Raw genomic sequence first — 18019 nt, forward strand, 5'->3', positions numbered from 1 at the left:
CTCGCCCTCGCCCCCCTCGCCCCCCTCGCCCCCACCTCCCCCTCGCCCTCACCTCTTCGGGAGGAGGACTGCTCTTCGGGAGGAGGTTTCGCGCTGATCCGTCCTCCCGAAGGGCAGATCTCCTCCCCGAAGGGCGTCACATGGCCACGGCCGAGCGCCACGAACGCCGACGCCGAGCGCGGCGAAACGCCCCGGCCGGGCGCGCGGCCCGGACGGAGCGTTCCGTCTCACTGCAGACGTTCAACTGACCTTCTTGCGGTACGCGATGATCGCGAACACGTAGGCGACGATCAGGATGCCGACGCACCAGGCGAGGGCGACCCAGATGTCGGTGCCGACCGGCTCCTCGGCGAACAGCGCCTGGATGGTGTCGACGATCGAGGTGACCGGCTGATTCTCGGCGAACCACTGCACCGGACCGGGCATGGTCTCGGTCGGCACGAACGCAGAGCTGATGAACGGCAGGAAGATCAGCGGATACGAGAAGGCGCTCGCCCCGTCGACCGTCTTGGCGCTCAGGCCGGCGATGATGGCCAGCCAGGTGAGGGCGAGGGTGAAGAGGAACAAAATGCCGATGACGGCGAGCCACGCGAGCGGACCGGCTCCGGTGCGGAACCCCATCAGGAATCCGACGCCGAAGATGATCGCCAGCGTGATGCCGTTGGCGGTGAGCGAGGTGAGGACGTGCGCCCAGAGCACGCTCGATCGCGCGATCGGCATGGAGTGGAACCGCTCGAAGATGCCGCTCTGCAGATCGTTGAAGAGCCGGAAGGCCGTGTAGGCGATGCCGGACGCGATGGCGATGAGCAGGATGCCGGGGAGCAGGTAGTTCACGTAGTTCTCGGCGCCGGTGCTCTCGCGGAGCGCGCCTCCGAAGACGTACACGAACAGCAGCATCAGCGCGATCGGTGTGACCGCCGTGGTGATGATGGTGTCTGGACTGCGGAAGATGTGCCGCATCGAGCGTCCGGTGAGCGTCGCGGTGTCTGCGACGAAGTGCGTGCTCATGCTGCGTTCTCCTTTCCGGTTGCGGAGCCCGACTTCGGGCCGACGAGGGTGAGGAAGATCTCCTCGAGGGTGGGCTGCTTCTCGACGTACTCGACCTTGGCCGCCGGCAGCAGGCGCTTGAGGTCTGCCAGGGTGCCGTCGGCGATGATCCGACCCTCGTGGAGGATCGCGATGCGGTCGGCCAGATGCTCGGCCTCGTCGAGGTACTGAGTCGTGAGCAGCACCGTGGTGCCGGTGTTCGCGAGCTCTGTGATGACGTCCCACACCTCGATGCGGGACTCGGGGTCGAGCCCGGTCGTCGGCTCATCGAGGTAGATGACCTCGGGGTGGCCGACCAGGCTCATGGCGATGTCGAGGCGACGGCGCATGCCGCCCGAGTAGGTGCCGACCTTGCGAGCTCCGGCATCCGTCAGGCGGAACGTCGTGAACAGTTCGTCTGCCACCTTCGCGGCGTCGGGCAGGTGCCGCAGCTTCGCGACGAGCATGAGGTTCTCTCGTCCGGTCAGGATCTCGTCGACCGCGGCGAACTGGCCGGTGAGGCTGATCTTCTGCCGCACGGCGAGCGGGTCGGCGGTGACATCGACTCCCTGCACCACGGCCGTGCCGGCATCCGGCTTCAGCAGCGTCGAGAGGATGCGCACCACGGTGGTCTTGCCTGCGCCGTTCGAGCCGAGCAGGGCGAAGATCGATCCCTTCTCGACGTCGAAGTCGACGCCGCGCAGGACGTGAAGGTCCTTGTAGGACTTCTCGAGGCTGCGAACGGCGATGGCGGGGCTGGTCATGATCGTGTCTCCTTCTTCTTCGCGTCGTCGACCGCCGCGGTCAGGCGGGCGCGTTCCTTGTCGATCCAGTGGGTTCCGCCGTACGCCTCGGCGTAGGTCTCGGCGAAGGCGACGGGGTCGTCGCCGACGATGTCGTCGATCGGGGTGCCGTCGATGGCGGCGCGCTCCCACAGGTCGGCGAGATCGAGGAAGATCTGCACGAGGATGTCGCCGTCGGTGATGCCGCCGTAGTACATCGTGTAGCGGTGCTGGGCGTTGGCGACCGTGCGATACGGCTCGGGGAGGGCGTCGATGCGCTTCTTCGCATCGCGGTACTGCTTCTTCTGCTCGAGCGATCCGGTGAGCGCTTCGATCCATTTCGCGGCCATGTCAGTTCTCCTTGTTGGTCGTGTCGGTGTTCGTGTCGGAGTGTGTGTCTTCGGTGTTCGCAACTGCGGTGCGCAGGCTGTCGATGCGCTGCGTGAGGAAGCTCCAGGTCTTCCAGAACTCCTCGAGTTCCTGCGTGCCCGCCGGGTTGAGGGAGTACACCTTGCGGGGCGGCCCCTTCTCGCTCGGCACCTTCTCGACGTCGACGAGCTTCTTCTGCTCGACGCGCACGAGCAGGGCGTAGATCGTGCCCTCGGCGATGTCGGTGAATCCGTGGTCACGCACGCGGGTGGTGATCTCGTATCCGTATGCCGGCTGCTCGGCGAGGAGGGCCAGAACGATGCCCTCCAAGGTGCCCTTGAGCATCTCGGTCATCTGCTTGCCCATGAAGGCCTCCTCTCGTTGGTCGGTACTCAGTGTTGCTGGGTACCAGTACAAAGTAACACTGAGTACCGGTACTTAGCAACACCGAATACTGATCATTCTCGTGTGGCCCCCGGTGGGCGCGTGCGCATCACGCCGCGCGTGGTTCTGTACTTCCGGGGCGGGAGACTCCAGAGTGAGCACATGGCGGCACTGGCCTGGTCGTGGAGGAACGCCCTGCATGGGGCGGTGATCGGTCTGCCAGCGGGCATCGCGACGCTGAGAGGTGGGCGGTCGAAAAAGCAGCGCTGTCAAGGCTGGGGATGCGTTTTCGACCACCCACCGAGTGCCGGATGCGCGTGTGACCACCCACCACGGGGTGGGCGGAGTCGGCTCAGGCGTTGAGGCGCGCCATCGCGACCTGCGCCTCGAGCAGCGGCAGGGTGCGGTCGCGGTCGTGCGGCGGGCAGATGTCGAGTGCGTTCGCGAGCTGGAGCGCCAGTGCGGCATGACCCGCGGCGTTCGGGTGGAACGGGTCGCCCATCAGCCCCCACGGCACACCGCCGTTGCCGAGCTCGGTGAAACGGGCGTGCTGGTCGACGAGGATCACGTCCTCCGATGCGGCGACCTCGCGCACGGCATCCGCGAACTCGATGATCCGCTCGCGCCCGGGTGCATTCGCCACGTCGATCGACGGCGGGGTCTGCAGCACCGGAACAGCACCGGACGCCCGCACCCGCGAGACGAAGTCGCGCAGTGAGGCGGCGAACGCGGCGGGCTCGACGGTGACCTGACCGGGGCCGGTCGCCATGTCGTTCGTGCCGATCATGAGGGTGACGATGTCCGGCTGCCAGGACGCGACGCGGCGATCCCAGTCGTCCAGGATGTCGGTGATTCGGTGCCCGCTGATCGCGGTGTTGATGACGGCGTCACGGGTGCGCGCGAGTTCGCCGCGGATCAGCTCGTGCAGATGCTCGGCATAGCTGCGACCGCCCTGCGTGTGGACGAGTCCGTGGGTGATCGAGTCGCCGGTGATGACCCAGTTCAGCGGATCGGGGCCGACGAGCGACGCCGCGATGCGGCTGAGGTCGGATGCGGCGGAGGCGGGGGCGTCTGCATTCGGCACGCACACGAGCCTAGCGGCGGCGACGTGGAAGACTGGTCACATGGCCTCGTCACTGCTCGACCACCTTCTCGCCCGCATCGTCGACAGCGGCCTTCTCGATGATCCGGTCGCCGAGAACGGTCTCATCTACGGCCGCGCGACCATCGATGCCGCCGGCGCGGTGGTGACGGTCAACGTCGATCCCGAGCTGGAGGACGACGAGGAGACACTCGATGACGATGCGCTGCTCGAGGCGATCACGCGCATCCTGTCGGTGTCCGAGACGCGGTGGCGTGCGGTGATCGACGAGGTCGCCGACGACATCGACGAGGCTGTCGACGACGAGCCGGTGCTCGAGCAGATCGACCTGCGCGACGATCTCGAGGCCACCTCCGTGGTGGTGTTCGCCGACGCGGTGCTGATCGCCTTCGACGCGCCGAAGCAGTTCCCCGACTCGCGGATCCTCGTGCAGCTCGACGACGACCTCGAGGTCGCCAACATCGAGGTGCGCGATCGCACCGAGGTCGAGACCGTCGAGGTCGACGACATCGACGACCTGCTCGACAGGCTCAGCGGCGACGACCGCTGAGCCCGCCCGGCCTCACAACCACTTCTTGTACTTGAACACCCCGTAGAGGGCGACCGCGAAGGCGGCCATCGCTCCGATCGCCATCGGGTATCCGTGTGCCCAGTGCAGCTCGGGCATGACCTCGAAGTTCATGCCGTAGACCGTGCCGACGAGCGTGGGCGCGAAGATGATCGCCGCCCACGAGGAGATCTTCTTGATCTCGTCGTTCTGGGCCAGCCCCGCCTCGGTCTGCCGTCGTGCGACGAGAGCGGAATGCACCGTGAGGGCGTTCTCGAGGATCGCGCGGAACGAGTCGACGCGCTCGTTGACGCGGATGACGTGGTCGAGCACGTCGCGCAGCGACCGCTGCAGCTCCTCGTCGATGCGGTACTTCTCGGAGCCGCGGCGGAGCCACTCCAGCATCCCGGCGAGCGGGTGCACCGCACGCTGGAAGTTGATGACCTCGCGCGAGAGCTCGTAGATGCGCCGGGACAGGGCGTCGTCGTCGCTGTCGCCGAAGAGCTGGTCCTCGATCTCGTCGATGTCGTTGAGCAGCCCGGTGACGATCGGCTCGTAGCCGTCGACGACCTCGTCGAGGATCGCGTAGAACACCGCCTCCGGTCCCATCGCGAGCAGCTCGGGGTGCGCCTCCATGCGGCGGCGGACGGCCGCGAGGTCGGGCGACTCCGCGTGCCGGATCGTCACCACGAAGTCGGGGCCGACGAACAGGTGCAGCTCGCCGAACTCGATCGACTCCTGCTCGTCGCGGTAGCGAGCGGGGCGCAGCACGGCGAAGAGCGTGTCGCCGTAGCGCTCGACCTTCGATCGCTGGTGGCCCGAGAGCGCGTCTTCGACGGCGAGCGGATGCAGGTCGAATTCGCGCGCGACCGAGGCGACCTCGACGGGGCTCGGTCGATACAGGCCGATCCACGCGATGCCGCCGTGGGCGTCGAGCGACCGGTAGGTCTCGTCGAGGTTCTTCGGGGTCTCCACGCGGCGTCCGTGCACGTACACGCCGTTGTCGATGAGGGCCATGGCTGGCTCCGTTCTCGCAGGCGCACGCCGGATCAGAGAGGGCGTGCGCAGAATTCGTCAGGGGGCGGAAGACGCCGCCGACGGCTGCGAAGCAGGACGTGCAGGTGCGGAGCCGAAGCTCAACGCACGGATGCCGTCAGACGCGACGCAACGGGGGCGGCGTCGCAACTATCACCGGACATCGCCATCACCGCCTCTCGCGCTCTGAACGGGTCACGTGACCCGACTCGCCAGCATACTCCTGCCGTCTGGGAGAGGTCTCCGCGGTCCTGGGCTGCCTGCCGGAACGTGCGGGATGCCGGGCTCGGCGCCGGCGCTCGTGTCAGCTCGCGCTGATGCCGACGAGTTCGGCGCTCTTCTGCCACAGCGCCTCGGCGAGTGCGGCATCCTCGATGCGCGGATTCACGCGACGTGTCAGCACCCGCTCGTCGTAGTACTCGCCCGAGATCCAGGTTTCGTCGGGCGTTCCCTCGACGAACCAGCTCAGCGTGCTGCCGCCCTTCTCGCTGCTGATCAGCAGCAGACGCTTGAGCGGGGTGCGGTAGACGAACCGCATGAGTGTGTTCGAGTCCGAGGCGAAGTTCGTCTGCACGGTGCCGGGGTGAAAGGCGACCGAGCTCAGGCCCTCGCCGTGGAACTTGGTGTGCAGACTCTTCGTGAACAGCACGTTGGCGAGCTTCGCGTCGCCATAGGCCCTGTTCGCGCTGAAATTCTTGCGATTGTCGAGGTCGTCGATGTCCAGCCGCGCGAACAGGCGGTGCGCGACGCTCGACGTGTTGATGATCGACGCGCGGCCGGCGCGCAGCTGGGGCAGCAGCAGGTTCGTCAGCAGGAACGGCGCCAGGTGGTTCACCTGCAGGGTTTTCTCGAAGCCGTCGACCGTCGGGGTCTGATCGCCGAAGATGCCACCGGCGTTGTTCGCGAGCACGTCGATCCCGCCGTCGCCCACGGTGCCGGCGATCTTCGTCGCGAGCTCGCGCACGTCGTCGAGTCTGGTGAAGTCGGCGGTGAACCACTCGGCACCGGTGTCGGCGGCGACTGCCCGCGTCTTCTCGACAGAGCGGCCGACGAGGATAAGTCGGTGACCGGATGCGGTGAGCTGGCGCGCTGCGGCTGCGCCGATGCCGTCGGATGCTCCGGTGAGCACGACCGTCTTCGGGGTCACGAGGCCACCCTCTGTGCATGCCCGGCGGTCGCATCCGCATCCGCAGTGCGGCGGCTGCGCGCGACGTAGACGGTGTTCGAGGAGGTGCCGCCCGTGACGGCGTTCGCGAAGTCGACCACGTGGGCGACCGCATCATCGAACACGCTGTGCATCAGGCCCATGAAGTCCTCGTCGGGCGGATCGTCCGACCACAGGGCGAAGACGCCGGCGGCGGCGAGGTGCCGGTCGAGCGCACGCAGGCCGTCCGCGGTGTAGAGGTCGGCGTGCGTGGGGTCGAGTTGGTGGCGCGGCGAGTGGTCGACGTCCAGCAGTATCGCGGAGTATCCGGGGTGGTCTTCACGGGGTGCTGCCCGGACCAAGGCGAAGAAGTCGTCTTCGACCAGACTGGTGCGCGGGTCGTCGACGAGCTCTGCCGACACGGGCAGCAGGCGGCGCTGGTGCCAGCTGATCACGGCGCCGAGCCGATCGACCACGGTGAGCGAAGCCACGCGCTCGTCTCGCAGTGCGGCGACCGCGGTGTATCCGAGCCCGAGCCCTCCGACGAGGACCGAGAGACCGTCGCCGCCGACAGCGGCCAGACCCAGGTTCGAGAGCTCCTCCTCGGCCACCGTGAACAGGCTCGACATGAGGTATCCGTCGCCGAGCCTGACCTCGTAGATCTCCTGGCCGACTGCAGGCTCGGTGCGTCGGCGCAGCGTCAGCTCGCCGATCGGGGTCTTCTGCCAGTCGAGCTCTTCGAATCGGGTGATCACTGCGGGGTCTCCCGGTCGTCGTTCGCGCTCGGCTGCGCGGGCTCGGCTGTTCTGGTTCGGGGCGGGGGTGTCTTCGTCGCGGAGGGCAGGACGATCCTCTCGGGCTCCGGAGCAGGCGAGGCGGCGGCCGTCGCGTGCTCGGGCAGCTCACGGGCCACCTGCTTCTCGAGCACCTGCACGGCCTCGTCGCTCAGCAGGATCAGCCCTTCCAGTTCGTCGCGCACGCGGCGGTAGGCGACGTTGCGTTCGGCCTGCGTGGCGGATTCGTCGACCGCGACCTTGAGCAGCTGCTGCGCACGGTCCAGACGTTTGCGCTCGGGTTCGGTGAAGGTCGAGTCGCGCAGCCTGCGGGCATCCTTCTCCGCGATCTCGAATGCCACGGCATACGCGCCCACCGCGTCGAGGTACTCCGAGACCTGCCGCTCGGTCACGGTCGAGTCGGCAGACGGCGGGCGCAGCGCATCCGCCGTCTTCTTGGCCCGCAGGAAGGCGGCGACCAGCGGCTGGCGGCCGTCGCTCATGGCGGGGAAGGCGATGAGCTTCGCGACGTCGAGCTCGTAGTCGAGCCAGCGGGCGGTGATCTCGTCGTGCTCGGAGAAGAGACGCTCGAGCAGGGTGTTCGGTGTGACCGATGCCGTGGTGTCGACGACGGCCGGGCCGATGCGCTTCGCACGGCCGTTGCGTGCCTCGAGTTGGGCGGTCTTGATCTCGGCCTTGAGGCGCAGAGTCTCGATGCGTCGTTCGTGGCGGCGCTTCGCGCTGCGCTCCCACGCCTTCGCGGCACCTCCGGCCATGCCGAGGATCGGGAAGGCGAGCCACCAGTAGTTGCCCGCAAAGATCCAGAAGCCCCGGATGAACTCGTCCATGATGTCCTCAGCCTACTTCTCGGGCTTCGCGGCGTCGCCCGCGCTTCCGCCTTCTCACCCATCTGTTTTCCGTAATTACGAACTTTTGATAGGTTCGAATCATGGAACCCGACGACCGGAGCACGATCGAGCGCCGACTGGCCGACCTCGAGCACGAGGTCGCACGGCTGTCCGCACTCGCTGCTCACGTCCCCGCACCCGCTGATCGTGCGGAATCGGGTGCGGAAGCGGGTGCGGAACCGCAGGCGGCGGATGCTGTGCCCGAGCCGACCGGCGCCGACGATCCGCTCTGGTTCGTGAACGAGCTCGGACGCCGTGCGCCCGGCGCGGTGATGATGGCCGGTGCGGTCGAGACGCAGGCGGGGCCGGTGCGCTGGCAGTACGGCCTGCACGCCGAAGGGCTGCTCGCGCACGACTGGAGCGATCTCGCCCGTCCGCTCGAAGCCCTGGGGCACCCGGCGCGCATCGAGCTCGTGCGCCAGGTGATGCGCGGAGCGCACACGACGGCCGAGCTGCTGCAGCTCGAGCACCTCGCCTCGTCGGGCCAGCTCTACCACCACCTGCGGCAGCTCGTCACTGCGGGGTGGCTCGTCTCGCCGCGCCGCGGGTACTACGAGGTGCCGGCCGCCCGCGTGGTGCCCCTTCTCGTCCTGACCATGATCGCTTCGAGCTGAGGAGCCCACCGTGACCACCCCCTCGATCCCGTCCCCAGACCTGCAGGACCGCCAGAGCGCAGCGGATGCCCCGCGCCGCCGCCCCACGCGAGCGATCCTCGCCGTGATCGGCGTCGCTGCGGTCGTCGGCGTCGCACTCGGTGCGGCGATCGGTCCGCAGCAGCAGACGGTCAGCGCGTCGACCGCAGGCGATGAGGCGCTCGCCGACCGCATCCGCTCGCTTCCCGGCAGTCTCGACAGCTTCCGGGCGCTCTCGGTCGCTGAGATCGGCCCGGACGGAGCGGTCTTCGCCGGGCTCGGCGACGCCGACCCGTCACACACTGGAGCCCCGACCGCCGACACGGTGTTCGAGCTCGGATCCATCACCAAGACCTTCACCGGCGCACTCTTCGCCGACGCGATCGAGCGCGGAGAGGTCAGCGCCGACGATCAGCTCGCCGAACATCTTCCCGACCTCGAGGGCACGGCCGCAGGCGAGGTGACCCTCGCGTCGCTGTCGCAGCACTCGTCGGGGCTGCCCGGACTCGGCGCCACGGCGGAGGCGGAGGCACTGAGCGGCGTCCTCCTCAACGAGAACCCCTACGCGACCACGACGACCGAGCAGCTGATCGCCGACGCCGCAGTCGCCCCGGTCGACCCCGATCAGGGGTCGGTCTATTCGAACTTCGCCGTCTCTCTGCTCGGAACGGCGCTGGTCGAGGCAGCGGATGCCGACGACTACGCGGCCCTGCTGAGGGAGCGCATCACGGAACCGCTCGGCATGGACGACACGGTCGTCACGGCGACGGCCGACGAGGTGCCGGCTGATGCCGTGCCCGGATTCCTGATCAACGGCGTCCCCGCTCCTCGGTGGTGGGGAGAGGGCTACCTGCCCGCCGGCGCGTCGACGTTCACCACCGCGGCAGACCTCGCGCTGTGGGCGCAGGCCAACCTCGACGGCACCGCCCCAGGCTCAGCAGCCCTCGACCCGACCGCGCCCATGGGAGAGGGGGCTGAGATCGGATGGGGATGGATCACGTCGGCATCGTTCGACGGCGACGGCCTGCAGACCTGGCACAACGGCGGAACCGGGGGATTCCGCACCATGCTCACCCTCAATCGGGAGGCCGGCACCGCCTTCCTCGCGCTGTCGAACACCGTGGCCCCGGCCGACTACATCGCCATGTCGTATGTGTCGGGCGCGCCGATTCCCGCGGTCGACAGCGCATCCGTCGGCCTCGCGTGGGGCATCTTCGGGCTCGCACTGCTGTTGAGCCTGGTCGCCCTGATCCGCGCGTTCCGCGTGAAGGCGCTGCTGCCGTCGATCGGCGACCTGATCTGGGCGGCCTTCGGCCTCCTGCTGCTCCGGCACAGCGGACCGTGGTTCTCCGTCGGCGGCTGGGTATGGGGCATCGCGTTCGCGCCGGCGCTCGCCGCGATCGGCATCCTCGTCCTCCGTGGGTCGCGGGCTCGCCTGCCCTTCCTCCCTCGCCGGCGGGCGTGGTACTGGTGGGCGGTCGCCGTGCTCGGAGCGGTGCTCACCGTGGGCGTCACGTTCCTCTGGTGACCCGGTGACCCGGTGACCTGGTGACCTGGTGTCGGGCGTCGCGGCGCGCTCAGTCGTCGAGCGACGACGGCTGAGCCGCCCGCGATGACACGTCGTCAGGTCGGCAAGAGCTCCGGCTCAGAGGCCGAGCTTCTCGGCACAGGCGACGCAGTGCGTCGCGAACGGGCGGACCTCGAGGCGAGCCTGCGGAATCGGGCGGCCGCAGTTCGCGCAGATTCCGTAGGTGCCGGCATCCCACCGAACGATCGCATCGTCGACCTGCGCGAGTTCGGATGCCGCCGCCTCGGCGAGCCCCGTCAGCCGTGACCACTCCGACGAGAGCGTGACGCCCTCGGGGTCGTGCTCGTCGTCGTCGTTCGACCCCTCCCGGTCGTGCATCAGCTCGGCGAGGGTGGCCCCGGTCGCTGCGACCCGCTCTGCCGCCTGGGCGCGCAGCTCTTCGAGGCGAGCACGGACGTCAGGGGTCATCCGCACACTCTAGGCCCGGTCAGCGACATCCGTGCCCGCGACCACCGACACCAGCCGTTCACTCAGCGTTCCGTTTCGAGTACGGCGGTCTCGTAATTCCCTGTCACCTTCGCGAGTTGGAATACTCCTGTTCTCGGAATTCGGGAACGCCTCCTCCCGAAAGGTCATCATGCGCCGCCTCACCCTGCCCGCCGTCGGCCTCCTCGGCCTCGCCGCCCTCGCCCTGACCGGCTGCCAGAGCCCGACTGCCGAAGCGGCTCCCGCCGACCCGAACGCTCCCATCACGATCGCGACGCTTCCCGTCGGCGACGACCCCACCGCTGAGAACCCGATCGAGGTCTTCGCCGAACTCCTCGAAGAGTCCACCGGCCGCGATGTCGAGATCACCGATGTGCCCGACTACCTGAGCGTGGTCGAGGCGATCCGCGCCGACCACGTCGACATCGGCATCATGAGCGGTTTCCCCTCGGCGCTCGCCGTCAACACGGGCGAGGTCGACGCACTCGTCGCCTTCCAGGGAGACGGCAAGCCCGTCTCGACCTGCGTCGTGCTGAACGATTCGCCGATCGAGACTGTCGAGGACCTCGAGGGCAAGACCGTCGCCTTCGCCGACCAGGCGTCGAGCTCGGGCTACTTCATGCCGGTGTACATGCTGCACGAAGCAGGGCTCGAGCAGGGAACCGACTACGAGGCGATCTTCGCGGGCGGCCACGAGGGCAGTTTCGCGGCGCTGCAGCAGGGGCAGGTCGATGCCGCGTGCACCGCTGTCATGCTCACCGAGCTGGGCGCACCGATGTTCCCCTTCGCCGACGGCGAGTGGCGCGCGGTGGGCGAGAGCCCGGCCATGGATATCCAGGGCGCGGTGCTCGGCCGTCAGTCGCTCGACGACGAGACGCGCAAGCTCATCCAGGACGGCATCGCCGAGGTCTTCTCGCCCGAGAACGCCGAAGCTCTCGGAGCCTACGGTGCCTTCGCTGCGGCAGAGCAGACGGTCGACCCCGACGGCTCATCGTTCGAGTCGTTCGCCGAGATCGCGGCGGTCGCCGGTGTCGAGCTCAAGGACCTCAAGTGACGAGTGCGAGCGTTTCGTCTCGCTCCGCTCGCTCAACGAGCAAAGAAGTCCTGGTCGTTGAGCGAGGAGCGGAGCGACGAGACGAAACGTCCGCCCCCGGCCGCACGCCCACGGCCGAAGTCCGGCAGGCGCTCCCGCTCGTGTCGGTGCGCGACCTCAGCGTCGCGTATGACGCCACCACGGTGCTCGACGGCGTGGACCTCGAGCTGTTCCCCGGTGAGATGGTCGCGCTTCTCGGCGCCTCGGGTTCGGGCAAATCGACCCTCATGCGCAGCCTCACCGGGTTCGCCCCGATCTCTGCGGGGTCGGTCAGGGTCGCCGGCCATGACGTCACCAACCTCGCGCGCGGCGAGCTGCGCACGCTGCGGTCGGATGTCGGCCAGGTGTTCCAGCAGTTCAACCTGATCCCGCGGCTCAGCGTCATGACGAACGTGCTCACCGGAGCGCTGCACGGCGCCGGCGCGATCAATCTGGTGGGCGGCTTCTCGACCGCGCATCGCCGCCGCGCGCTCGAACTGCTCGACCGCGTCGGAATCGCTCATAAGGCCACTGCCCCTGCGCGGTCGCTCTCGGGCGGCCAGCAGCAGCGCGTGGCTATCGCGAGGGCGCTCATGCAGCAGCCCAAGGTGATCCTCGCTGACGAGCCGGTCGCATCGCTCGACCCCAAGCTCGCCGATTCGGTGCTCGAACTGCTGCGCGAGATCGCCACCGAAGACGGCATTCCGGTGCTCGTCAGCCTGCATGTGCTGCCGCTCGCCCTCGCGCACAGCGACCGCATCATCGGCCTGCGGCACGGACGGATGCTGGTCGCGGGCGCCACATCGCAGCTGGATGCCGCGGCACTCGCGCCGCTCTATGACGACGAGGAGCACGACGATGACGCTCACCACTGATCCCCGTTCGACGGATGGCCCGGCGGGCCGCTCGACGGATGGCCCAGGCGGCAAGGCCGACCGGCCGTCCACTCGCCCGACCCTGGATGCCGGGGAGCGCTCGCGCCTGGAGCGCGCGTTCCGCATCCCGCGGGCTCGCTTCCTGATCGGCCTGCCTATCGCCGCGCTGCTGCTGATCTGGTCGTTCAACGGCGCCGAGTTCAACTTCATCAAGCTGGGTGACGGCGCCATCAACATGGGCGAGTTCCTCTCCCGGCTGTTCCCGCCGGACTTCTCGAAGATCGGCACCATCCTCGCGCTGCTGCTCGAGACGTTCCAGATGGCTGTCGTCGGCACGGTGCTCGGCGCCGTGCTGTCGCTGCTCGCCGCGTTCGGCGCATCGTCGAACATCGCGCCGAAGTGGGTCTACTACCCGACGAGATGGGTGATGAACATCATCCGCTCGGTGCCCGATCTCGTGTTCGCGCTCATGTTCGTCTCGGCCGTCGGACTCGGCCCGTTCGCCGGCATCCTGGCCATGACCCTCGGATCGATCGGATCGATCGGCAAGATCTTCGCCGAGGCCATGGAGCAGGTCGACCGCGGGCCGGTCGTCGCGATGGAGGCCGTCGGCGCCTCGAAGCGGCAGGTCATCCAATACGGCATCCTGCCGCAGTCCGCACCCCTGCTGACCTCGTACACGCTGCTGCTGTTCGAGGGCAACGTGCGCGGCGCGACCATCCTGGGTCTCGTCGGCGCCGGTGGCATCGGCCTCGAGCTGACGACCGCGATGCGCATGTACGACTACGGACACCTCAGCGCCATCATCATCTGCATCATCGTGCTCGTCACGGCGATCGACCAGGGCAGCGCCCTCATCCGAAGGAGAATCACATGACCATCGCCGACATCGACCTGGTGCTCAGCGCCCCCGTCAACCTGCGCGATCTCGGCGGCATTCCGATCGACGGCGGCGTGCTGCGCGAGGGCCTCGCCATTCGCACCGACGACCTCGCCTACGTCACGACGGACGTCGCCGCAAAGCTCGTCGCCGCGGGGCTCACCGCGATCATCGACCTGCGCTCGCCGCTGGAGGTCTCTGTCACCGGTCGCGGCCCTCTCGCCGAGTACCCCGTGGCCTACCACCACCTGCCGTTGATCGCGGATGTCGGAGAGTCGATGAACCGGGATGCCCCCGAGCTCACCCACGACGCGATGGGGCGGATGTACCTGCGCATGGTCGAGGTGGCCGCACCGCAGCTGGTCACGGCGCTGAACGTGATCGCACACACTCCAGGAACCGCGGCGTTCCACTGCGCGGCGGGGCGCGATCGCACCGGTGTGGTCGCGGCGATGCTGCTGGTCGCTCTCGGTGCGGCGGATGACGACATCGTCGCCGACTATGCCCTCACCGGCGGCAACATGGTCGCGATCATGCAGCGCACCGCTCCGGTGATGGGCGCGATGTGGAAGGCGCTCGGGTTCGACGCGGGTGCCGCCGGGGCCAGCGCGGCGCTGCTCGAAGGCTCGATGGAGGTGTCGATGCGCACCCTGCTCGACACGCTCCGCGAGCAGCACGGCGATGCTCTCGCACCGCTGCGAGCGGCAGGGCTGTCCGACGCCACGATCACGCGTCTTCGCGAGCGGGCGCTGGTGTGATCACGGCTGTGGCACAGGATGCTGTCGGGGCTGCGGTTCGCCGCCGCCCCGGCCGTCCGCGTGATGAGGACATCGACGGGCAGATCGTCGCCGCGACGCTCGAGATCATCGACGCGGGGGAGGAGGTGACCGTCAGCCGCGTGGTCGCGCGGAGCGGGGTGAGTCGGGCGGCGCTGTACCGCCGATGGCCGTCGCTCACGACGTTGATCGCGGCCGCGCTCGACGTCGGGCGCATGGTGCCGCCGGAGTATCCGGACGACGTCGATCTTCGCGATGCGCTGTTCGACGGGCTCGGGCTCGGCGAGAGCGGAGTGGCTCTGTCGGTCACGGCATCCGGGTATGCGGAGGAGCGATTCCGTCAGCGCATCCGGCTCGTGATGTCGGACCGTGCGCTGCAGAAGGCGTACTGGCAGTCGCATGTGTCGCGAAGGCGGGTGCCGCTGCTGAACGCGCTGCGCGCAGGGGTCGCGCGCGGTGAGCTGCGCCCGGATCTCGACGTCGACGCGTGCTTCGATGCGATCGCCGGCACCGCGTACTACCAGATCGTCGTGCGCGGCGACCGGATGGACGACCCTGCGGTCGCCGCCCGTCTGAGGGCTGCCGTCGAGGTGATCTGGCGCGGGATGGTGGTCTGACCCGATGTGCGGGTCGCCGAGTTCATCCGGCTGGAGATCGCACGCCTGGTGACGAGAAGAGTGACTACTCCAGCCACTCCGTGATGAACCGATCGCTCGAATGGATGTGGGTGGCCTCGTACGTGCCGCCGTCGAGCACCTCGAAACGGTGGCTGACGAGCGCCGGGACGACGAGCACCTGCCCTCCGGATCCGACGACCTGCTCGTCGCCCACGGTGAAGAGCGCGCGGCCTCGGTGGATCACGAAGGTCTCGACGTACGGATGCCGGTGCAGTCGCGGCCCGCTGCCGAGGGTCGAGGTGAACTCGCGGATGATGCTGACGGGTGAGCCGATCAGGTGGCCCTCGATGTTCGCGTCGAGGGCCACGTCGACGGGTGCGATGGCCATGGTGCCTCCTTGTTGGCCGAGGCTACCCACGCTCGAGCGTCCGCGGAAGAGGCGGCGTGCTGTTGCCGCCTCATCCGGGTTCCGGGGTGCGTGACGTCAGCGCGCTTCTGCGTCGTCTGCGGCCGCGACGACCTGAACCGTGTCGGTCCGCACGCCGGGGTGGTCGCGCTCGAGCGCTGCACCTTCCATGTCGACGTTGGGGAGGATGCGGTCGAGCCACCGCGGCAGCCACCAGGCCGAACGGCCGAGCAGGTGCATGAGCGCGGGCATGAGCAGCATCCGCACGACGAAGGCGTCGAGCAGCACACCGAAGGCGAGGCCGAAGCCGATCGAGCGGATGATCGTCGACTCCGAGAAGATGAACCCGCCGAAGACCGAGACCATGATGAGGGCCGCGGCGACGACGACAGATCGTCCGGCTCGGAAGCCCTGGGCCACCGCATCCCGGGCTGAGGCGCCGTGCACATACGCCTCGCGCATGCCAGAGGCGAGGAACAGCTGGTAGTCCATCGCGAGCCCGAACAGGATGCCGACGAGGATCACCGGCAGGAAGCTCAGGATCGGACCGGTGCTGTGCAGACCGATGATCTCGGCGCCCCAGCCCCACTGGAACACGGCGACGATCAGGCCGTAGGTCGCGAAGAGCGAGAGCACGAAGCCTCCGGTCGCGATGATGGGCACGAGCAGCGAGCGGAACACGACGATCATGATGAGCAGCGAGAGCCCGACCACGACCACGAGGTAGAGCGGCAGCACGCCGGCCAGCGCCTCGGAGATGTCGATGTTGGTGGCCGCCTGGCCGGCGACTCCGAGAGTGATGCCGCCGTCGAGCTGCGGCAGTGCGCGGATGTCCTGCACGAGCTTCTCTGTGGAGGCGCTGTTCGGGCCCTCTGCGGGGAGCACCTGGAACGCGAGCAGCGTGTTGTCGTCGGACGTCGCGATCGGGGCGACGCCGACGACGTCGTCCTGGTCGGAGAGAGTCTGGGCGATCTCGACCTGCGTGGCGAGCAGGTCGTCGTCGTCGACCGCGTCGTCGAGAGTGGCGGTGACGAGCAGCGGACCGTTCGCCCCCTCGCCGAACTGCTCGTCGACGATGTGGAACGCGCGGTAGCTGGTCGAGTCGGAGGGCTCGCTCGCGCCGTCGGGCAGGCCGAGGCGCATCGACATCGACGGGATCGCGACGATCAGCAGCGCGATGACGCTGACGAGCACGGTGACGATCGCACGCAGCGTCGACATCTGCTTCACGGGCTTGCCCGCGGCATGCGGCTGCCCGATCGTGGCGCGGGCCTTGCCGCTGAGCAGGCGAGTGCCGACGAGTCCGAGGATCGCGGGGGCGAGCGTGATCGCGACGAGCACGGCGACCGCGACGCAGACTGCGCCGACCGTGCCCATGAGTCCGAGGAACGGCACGCCCGTCACGTTGAGGGCGAGCAGAGCGACGATGACCGTGGTGCCGGCGAACACGACGGCGGTGCCCGAGGTGCCGGTGGCGAGGCCGATGGACTCTCTCACCGGCACACCGTTCAGCAGCTGCTTGCGGTGCCGGTTCACGATGAAGAGCGAGTAGTCGATGCCGACCGCGAGGCCCAGCATCACACCCAGCACCGGGGTGACGGATGCCATGTCGACGACGCCCGAGAAGGCGAGGGATGCAGTCACGCCGACGCCCACGCCGACGACTGCCGTGACGATCGGCAGGGCTGCGCCGATGAGCGTGCCGAGCATCACGATCAGCACGACCGCCGCGAACGCGAGGCCGATCGCCTCGCCGACGCCGAAGATCTCGGGGACCCCCTGCGCGATGTCGGTGCCGAAGTTCACCTCGACGCCTTCGATCGGGGAGGAGTCGAAGTGCTCGATCGTGCCCTGCTTGACCTCTTCGGAGAGTTCGAGGCGGGGGTCTTCGAACGAGACGTTGACGATCGCGGTCGAGCCGTCTTCGGATACGACGCCGATGCCGTTCGTGAGATCGAGGAGCGTGGATCCGAGGTCGACCTTCTCGGCGTTGGCGTCCAGCTCGTCGCGCGACTCGTCGATCGTCTTCTGCTGGGCGTCGAGCTCGGTGAGCTGGCCGTTGAGGGCGGCGATCTGAGCGTCCAACGCCGCGAGCTGCTCGGCGGGAGCACCGCCCGCCTCGGCCTGTGATCGAGCGGTGGTGAGCTGTTCGAGACCCGCATCGAGCTGGGTGCGTCCGTCATCGAGCTGGGTCTGACCGGCATCCAGCTGGGCGCGGCCGCCGTCGATCTGGTCCTTGCCGTCAGCGAGGTCCTGCGCCTGCACGGCCTGCTGCTGCTGAGCGTCGAACGGATCGATCACGGATGCGACGCCGTCGAGATCCTCGGCGCTCGACGCGAGATCCGAGATCTCCTGCTTCTGCTGTTCGGTGAAGGCCGATCCGTCGGTCGTCTGGTAGACCACGGTTCCCGTGCCGCCGGCGGTGTCGGGCAGCTTCTCGGCGAGCTGGTCGGTCACGGCGCCCGAGGCAGTGCCGGGGATGTCGAAGCTGTTGCTCAGTGTGCCCCCGAGGGTGAGGAACGCGCCGACACCCAGACCGAGGATGACGACCCACGAGACGATCACCGTCCACGCCTTGCGTGCAGCGAACGAACCCAGGCGGTACAGCAGTGCAGCCACAACGATCTCCTTCAGACGGATAGATCATACGGGGCGTCTCGTCTAGAGTTCTGTGGTT

At 68.4% G+C, this 18019-nt stretch carries 20 protein-coding genes; 8 read left to right on the forward strand and 12 right to left on the reverse strand.

What is annotated here, in order from left to right:
* Positions 1 to 240: 240 nt before the first annotated feature.
* From RU09_RS11165 to RU09_RS11185, 5 genes are all read right to left on the reverse strand, one after another.
* Positions 241 to 1008 carry an ABC transporter permease gene (locus tag RU09_RS11165; protein WP_042540618.1) on the reverse strand — a complete coding sequence of 256 codons (768 nt, stop codon included), beginning with the start codon at positions 1006 to 1008 and terminating at the stop codon, positions 241 to 243.
* The gene (locus RU09_RS11170; protein ID WP_042540620.1) at positions 1005 to 1790 is read right to left on the reverse strand and encodes an ABC transporter ATP-binding protein; all 786 of its coding nucleotides are present in this window, start codon (positions 1788 to 1790) and stop codon (positions 1005 to 1007) included. Before RU09_RS11170 ends, RU09_RS11165 begins: the two co-directional genes overlap by 4 nt.
* Positions 1787 to 2158: a DUF1048 domain-containing protein gene (locus RU09_RS11175; protein ID WP_042540622.1), complete on the reverse strand. Its 372-nt coding sequence runs from the start codon at positions 2156 to 2158 to the stop codon at positions 1787 to 1789. The genes RU09_RS11170 and RU09_RS11175 overlap by 4 nt, the downstream gene beginning before the upstream one ends.
* A gap of 1 nt (position 2159) precedes the next feature.
* Entirely contained in the window at positions 2160 to 2543 is a 384-nt protein-coding gene (locus tag RU09_RS11180) for a PadR family transcriptional regulator (RefSeq protein WP_042540624.1), read from the reverse strand.
* Positions 2544 to 2913: 370 nt separating this feature from the next.
* Positions 2914 to 3645, reverse strand: coding sequence for an SGNH/GDSL hydrolase family protein (locus RU09_RS11185; protein ID WP_042540725.1), 732 nt, complete (start codon positions 3643 to 3645; stop codon positions 2914 to 2916).
* Between the two features lie 40 nt (positions 3646 to 3685).
* Here RU09_RS11185 and RU09_RS11190 point away from each other — a divergent pair, with 40 nt between their 5' ends.
* The gene (locus tag RU09_RS11190; RefSeq protein WP_042540626.1) at positions 3686 to 4213 is read left to right on the forward strand and encodes a hypothetical protein; all 528 of its coding nucleotides are present in this window, start codon (positions 3686 to 3688) and stop codon (positions 4211 to 4213) included.
* A 12-nt stretch (positions 4214 to 4225) separates the two neighbouring features.
* Here the strand turns inward: RU09_RS11190 and RU09_RS11195 are convergent, their stop codons facing one another.
* From RU09_RS11195 to RU09_RS11210, 4 genes are all read right to left on the reverse strand, one after another.
* Positions 4226 to 5227: a magnesium and cobalt transport protein CorA gene (locus RU09_RS11195; RefSeq protein ID WP_042540628.1), complete on the reverse strand. Its 1002-nt coding sequence runs from the start codon at positions 5225 to 5227 to the stop codon at positions 4226 to 4228.
* A gap of 322 nt (positions 5228 to 5549) precedes the next feature.
* Positions 5550 to 6392 carry an SDR family NAD(P)-dependent oxidoreductase gene (locus tag RU09_RS11200; protein WP_042540630.1) on the reverse strand — a complete coding sequence of 281 codons (843 nt, stop codon included), beginning with the start codon at positions 6390 to 6392 and terminating at the stop codon, positions 5550 to 5552.
* The gene (locus RU09_RS11205) at positions 6389 to 7144 is read right to left on the reverse strand and encodes a spermidine synthase (protein ID WP_042540632.1); all 756 of its coding nucleotides are present in this window, start codon (positions 7142 to 7144) and stop codon (positions 6389 to 6391) included. Before RU09_RS11205 ends, RU09_RS11200 begins: the two co-directional genes overlap by 4 nt.
* Positions 7141 to 8010, reverse strand: coding sequence for a hypothetical protein (locus RU09_RS11210; protein WP_042540634.1), 870 nt, complete (start codon positions 8008 to 8010; stop codon positions 7141 to 7143). Before RU09_RS11210 ends, RU09_RS11205 begins: the two co-directional genes overlap by 4 nt.
* 101 nt (positions 8011 to 8111) lie before the next feature.
* Between RU09_RS11210 and RU09_RS18925 the strand changes: the two genes are divergently transcribed.
* Both RU09_RS18925 and RU09_RS11220 read left to right on the forward strand, forming a co-directional pair.
* Positions 8112 to 8684 (forward strand): ArsR/SmtB family transcription factor, encoded by a 573-nt coding sequence (locus RU09_RS18925; RefSeq protein ID WP_042540635.1) that lies wholly within the window; start codon positions 8112 to 8114, stop codon positions 8682 to 8684.
* 103 nt (positions 8685 to 8787) lie between these two features.
* Positions 8788 to 10230: a serine hydrolase domain-containing protein gene (locus RU09_RS11220; RefSeq protein WP_442922306.1), complete on the forward strand. Its 1443-nt coding sequence runs from the start codon at positions 8788 to 8790 to the stop codon at positions 10228 to 10230.
* A 117-nt stretch (positions 10231 to 10347) separates the two neighbouring features.
* On the opposite strand, the gene RU09_RS11225 is transcribed toward RU09_RS11220, so the two are convergent.
* Positions 10348 to 10698 (reverse strand): TraR/DksA family transcriptional regulator, encoded by a 351-nt coding sequence (locus RU09_RS11225; RefSeq protein WP_042540637.1) that lies wholly within the window; start codon positions 10696 to 10698, stop codon positions 10348 to 10350.
* Between the two features lie 169 nt (positions 10699 to 10867).
* Between RU09_RS11225 and phnD the strand changes: the two genes are divergently transcribed.
* The 5 genes from phnD (at position 10868) to RU09_RS11250 (ending at position 14936) form a co-directional block, all read left to right on the forward strand.
* Positions 10868 to 11770: a phosphate/phosphite/phosphonate ABC transporter substrate-binding protein gene (gene phnD / locus RU09_RS11230; protein WP_042540639.1), complete on the forward strand. Its 903-nt coding sequence runs from the start codon at positions 10868 to 10870 to the stop codon at positions 11768 to 11770.
* A gap of 140 nt (positions 11771 to 11910) precedes the next feature.
* On the forward strand, positions 11911 to 12663 hold the full coding sequence (phnC, locus tag RU09_RS11235; RefSeq protein WP_042540641.1) for a phosphonate ABC transporter ATP-binding protein: 753 nt from the start codon (positions 11911 to 11913) through the stop codon (positions 12661 to 12663).
* Positions 12647 to 13540 (forward strand): phosphonate ABC transporter, permease protein PhnE, encoded by an 894-nt coding sequence (gene phnE / locus RU09_RS11240; protein WP_231567516.1) that lies wholly within the window; start codon positions 12647 to 12649, stop codon positions 13538 to 13540. The genes phnC and phnE overlap by 17 nt, the downstream gene beginning before the upstream one ends.
* Positions 13537 to 14301, forward strand: coding sequence for a tyrosine-protein phosphatase (locus RU09_RS11245; protein ID WP_042540643.1), 765 nt, complete (start codon positions 13537 to 13539; stop codon positions 14299 to 14301). The genes phnE and RU09_RS11245 overlap by 4 nt, the downstream gene beginning before the upstream one ends.
* A gap of 8 nt (positions 14302 to 14309) precedes the next feature.
* A complete protein-coding gene (locus RU09_RS11250) occupies positions 14310 to 14936 on the forward strand; it encodes a TetR/AcrR family transcriptional regulator (protein WP_231567517.1) in 627 nt (208 codons plus the stop codon).
* A gap of 64 nt (positions 14937 to 15000) precedes the next feature.
* On the opposite strand, the gene RU09_RS11255 is transcribed toward RU09_RS11250, so the two are convergent.
* Positions 15001 to 15324, reverse strand: a complete 324-nt coding sequence (locus RU09_RS11255) for a cupin domain-containing protein (RefSeq protein ID WP_153302115.1) — start codon at positions 15322 to 15324, stop codon at positions 15001 to 15003.
* Between the two features lie 96 nt (positions 15325 to 15420).
* Positions 15421 to 17961: an MMPL family transporter gene (locus RU09_RS11260; protein WP_042540645.1), complete on the reverse strand. Its 2541-nt coding sequence runs from the start codon at positions 17959 to 17961 to the stop codon at positions 15421 to 15423.
* Between the last annotated feature and the right edge of the window lie 58 nt (positions 17962 to 18019).

The organism is Microbacterium sp. MEJ108Y, assembly GCF_000834175.1.
GTDB classification, from domain to species: Bacteria; Actinomycetota; Actinomycetes; order Actinomycetales; family Microbacteriaceae; genus Microbacterium; species Microbacterium forte.

Coding starts and splice junctions, on each gene's coding strand:
- RU09_RS11255 (WP_153302115.1), bottom strand. CDS start 15,324: ATGGCCATCGCACCCGTCGACGTGGCCCTCGACGCGAACATCGAGGGC.
- RU09_RS11210 (WP_042540634.1), bottom strand. CDS start 8,010: ATGGACGAGTTCATCCGGGGCTTCTGGATCTTTGCGGGCAACTACTGG.
- phnE (WP_231567516.1), top strand. CDS start 12,647: ATGACGCTCACCACTGATCCCCGTTCGACGGATGGCCCGGCGGGCCGC.
- RU09_RS11190 (WP_042540626.1), top strand. CDS start 3,686: ATGGCCTCGTCACTGCTCGACCACCTTCTCGCCCGCATCGTCGACAGC.
- RU09_RS11170 (WP_042540620.1), bottom strand. CDS start 1,790: ATGACCAGCCCCGCCATCGCCGTTCGCAGCCTCGAGAAGTCCTACAAG.
- RU09_RS11245 (WP_042540643.1), top strand. CDS start 13,537: ATGACCATCGCCGACATCGACCTGGTGCTCAGCGCCCCCGTCAACCTG.
- phnD (WP_042540639.1), top strand. CDS start 10,868: ATGCGCCGCCTCACCCTGCCCGCCGTCGGCCTCCTCGGCCTCGCCGCC.
- RU09_RS11175 (WP_042540622.1), bottom strand. CDS start 2,158: ATGGCCGCGAAATGGATCGAAGCGCTCACCGGATCGCTCGAGCAGAAG.
- RU09_RS11195 (WP_042540628.1), bottom strand. CDS start 5,227: ATGGCCCTCATCGACAACGGCGTGTACGTGCACGGACGCCGCGTGGAG.
- RU09_RS11225 (WP_042540637.1), bottom strand. CDS start 10,698: ATGACCCCTGACGTCCGTGCTCGCCTCGAAGAGCTGCGCGCCCAGGCG.
- RU09_RS11180 (WP_042540624.1), bottom strand. CDS start 2,543: ATGGGCAAGCAGATGACCGAGATGCTCAAGGGCACCTTGGAGGGCATC.
- RU09_RS11165 (WP_042540618.1), bottom strand. CDS start 1,008: ATGAGCACGCACTTCGTCGCAGACACCGCGACGCTCACCGGACGCTCG.
- RU09_RS18925 (WP_042540635.1), top strand. CDS start 8,112: ATGGAACCCGACGACCGGAGCACGATCGAGCGCCGACTGGCCGACCTC.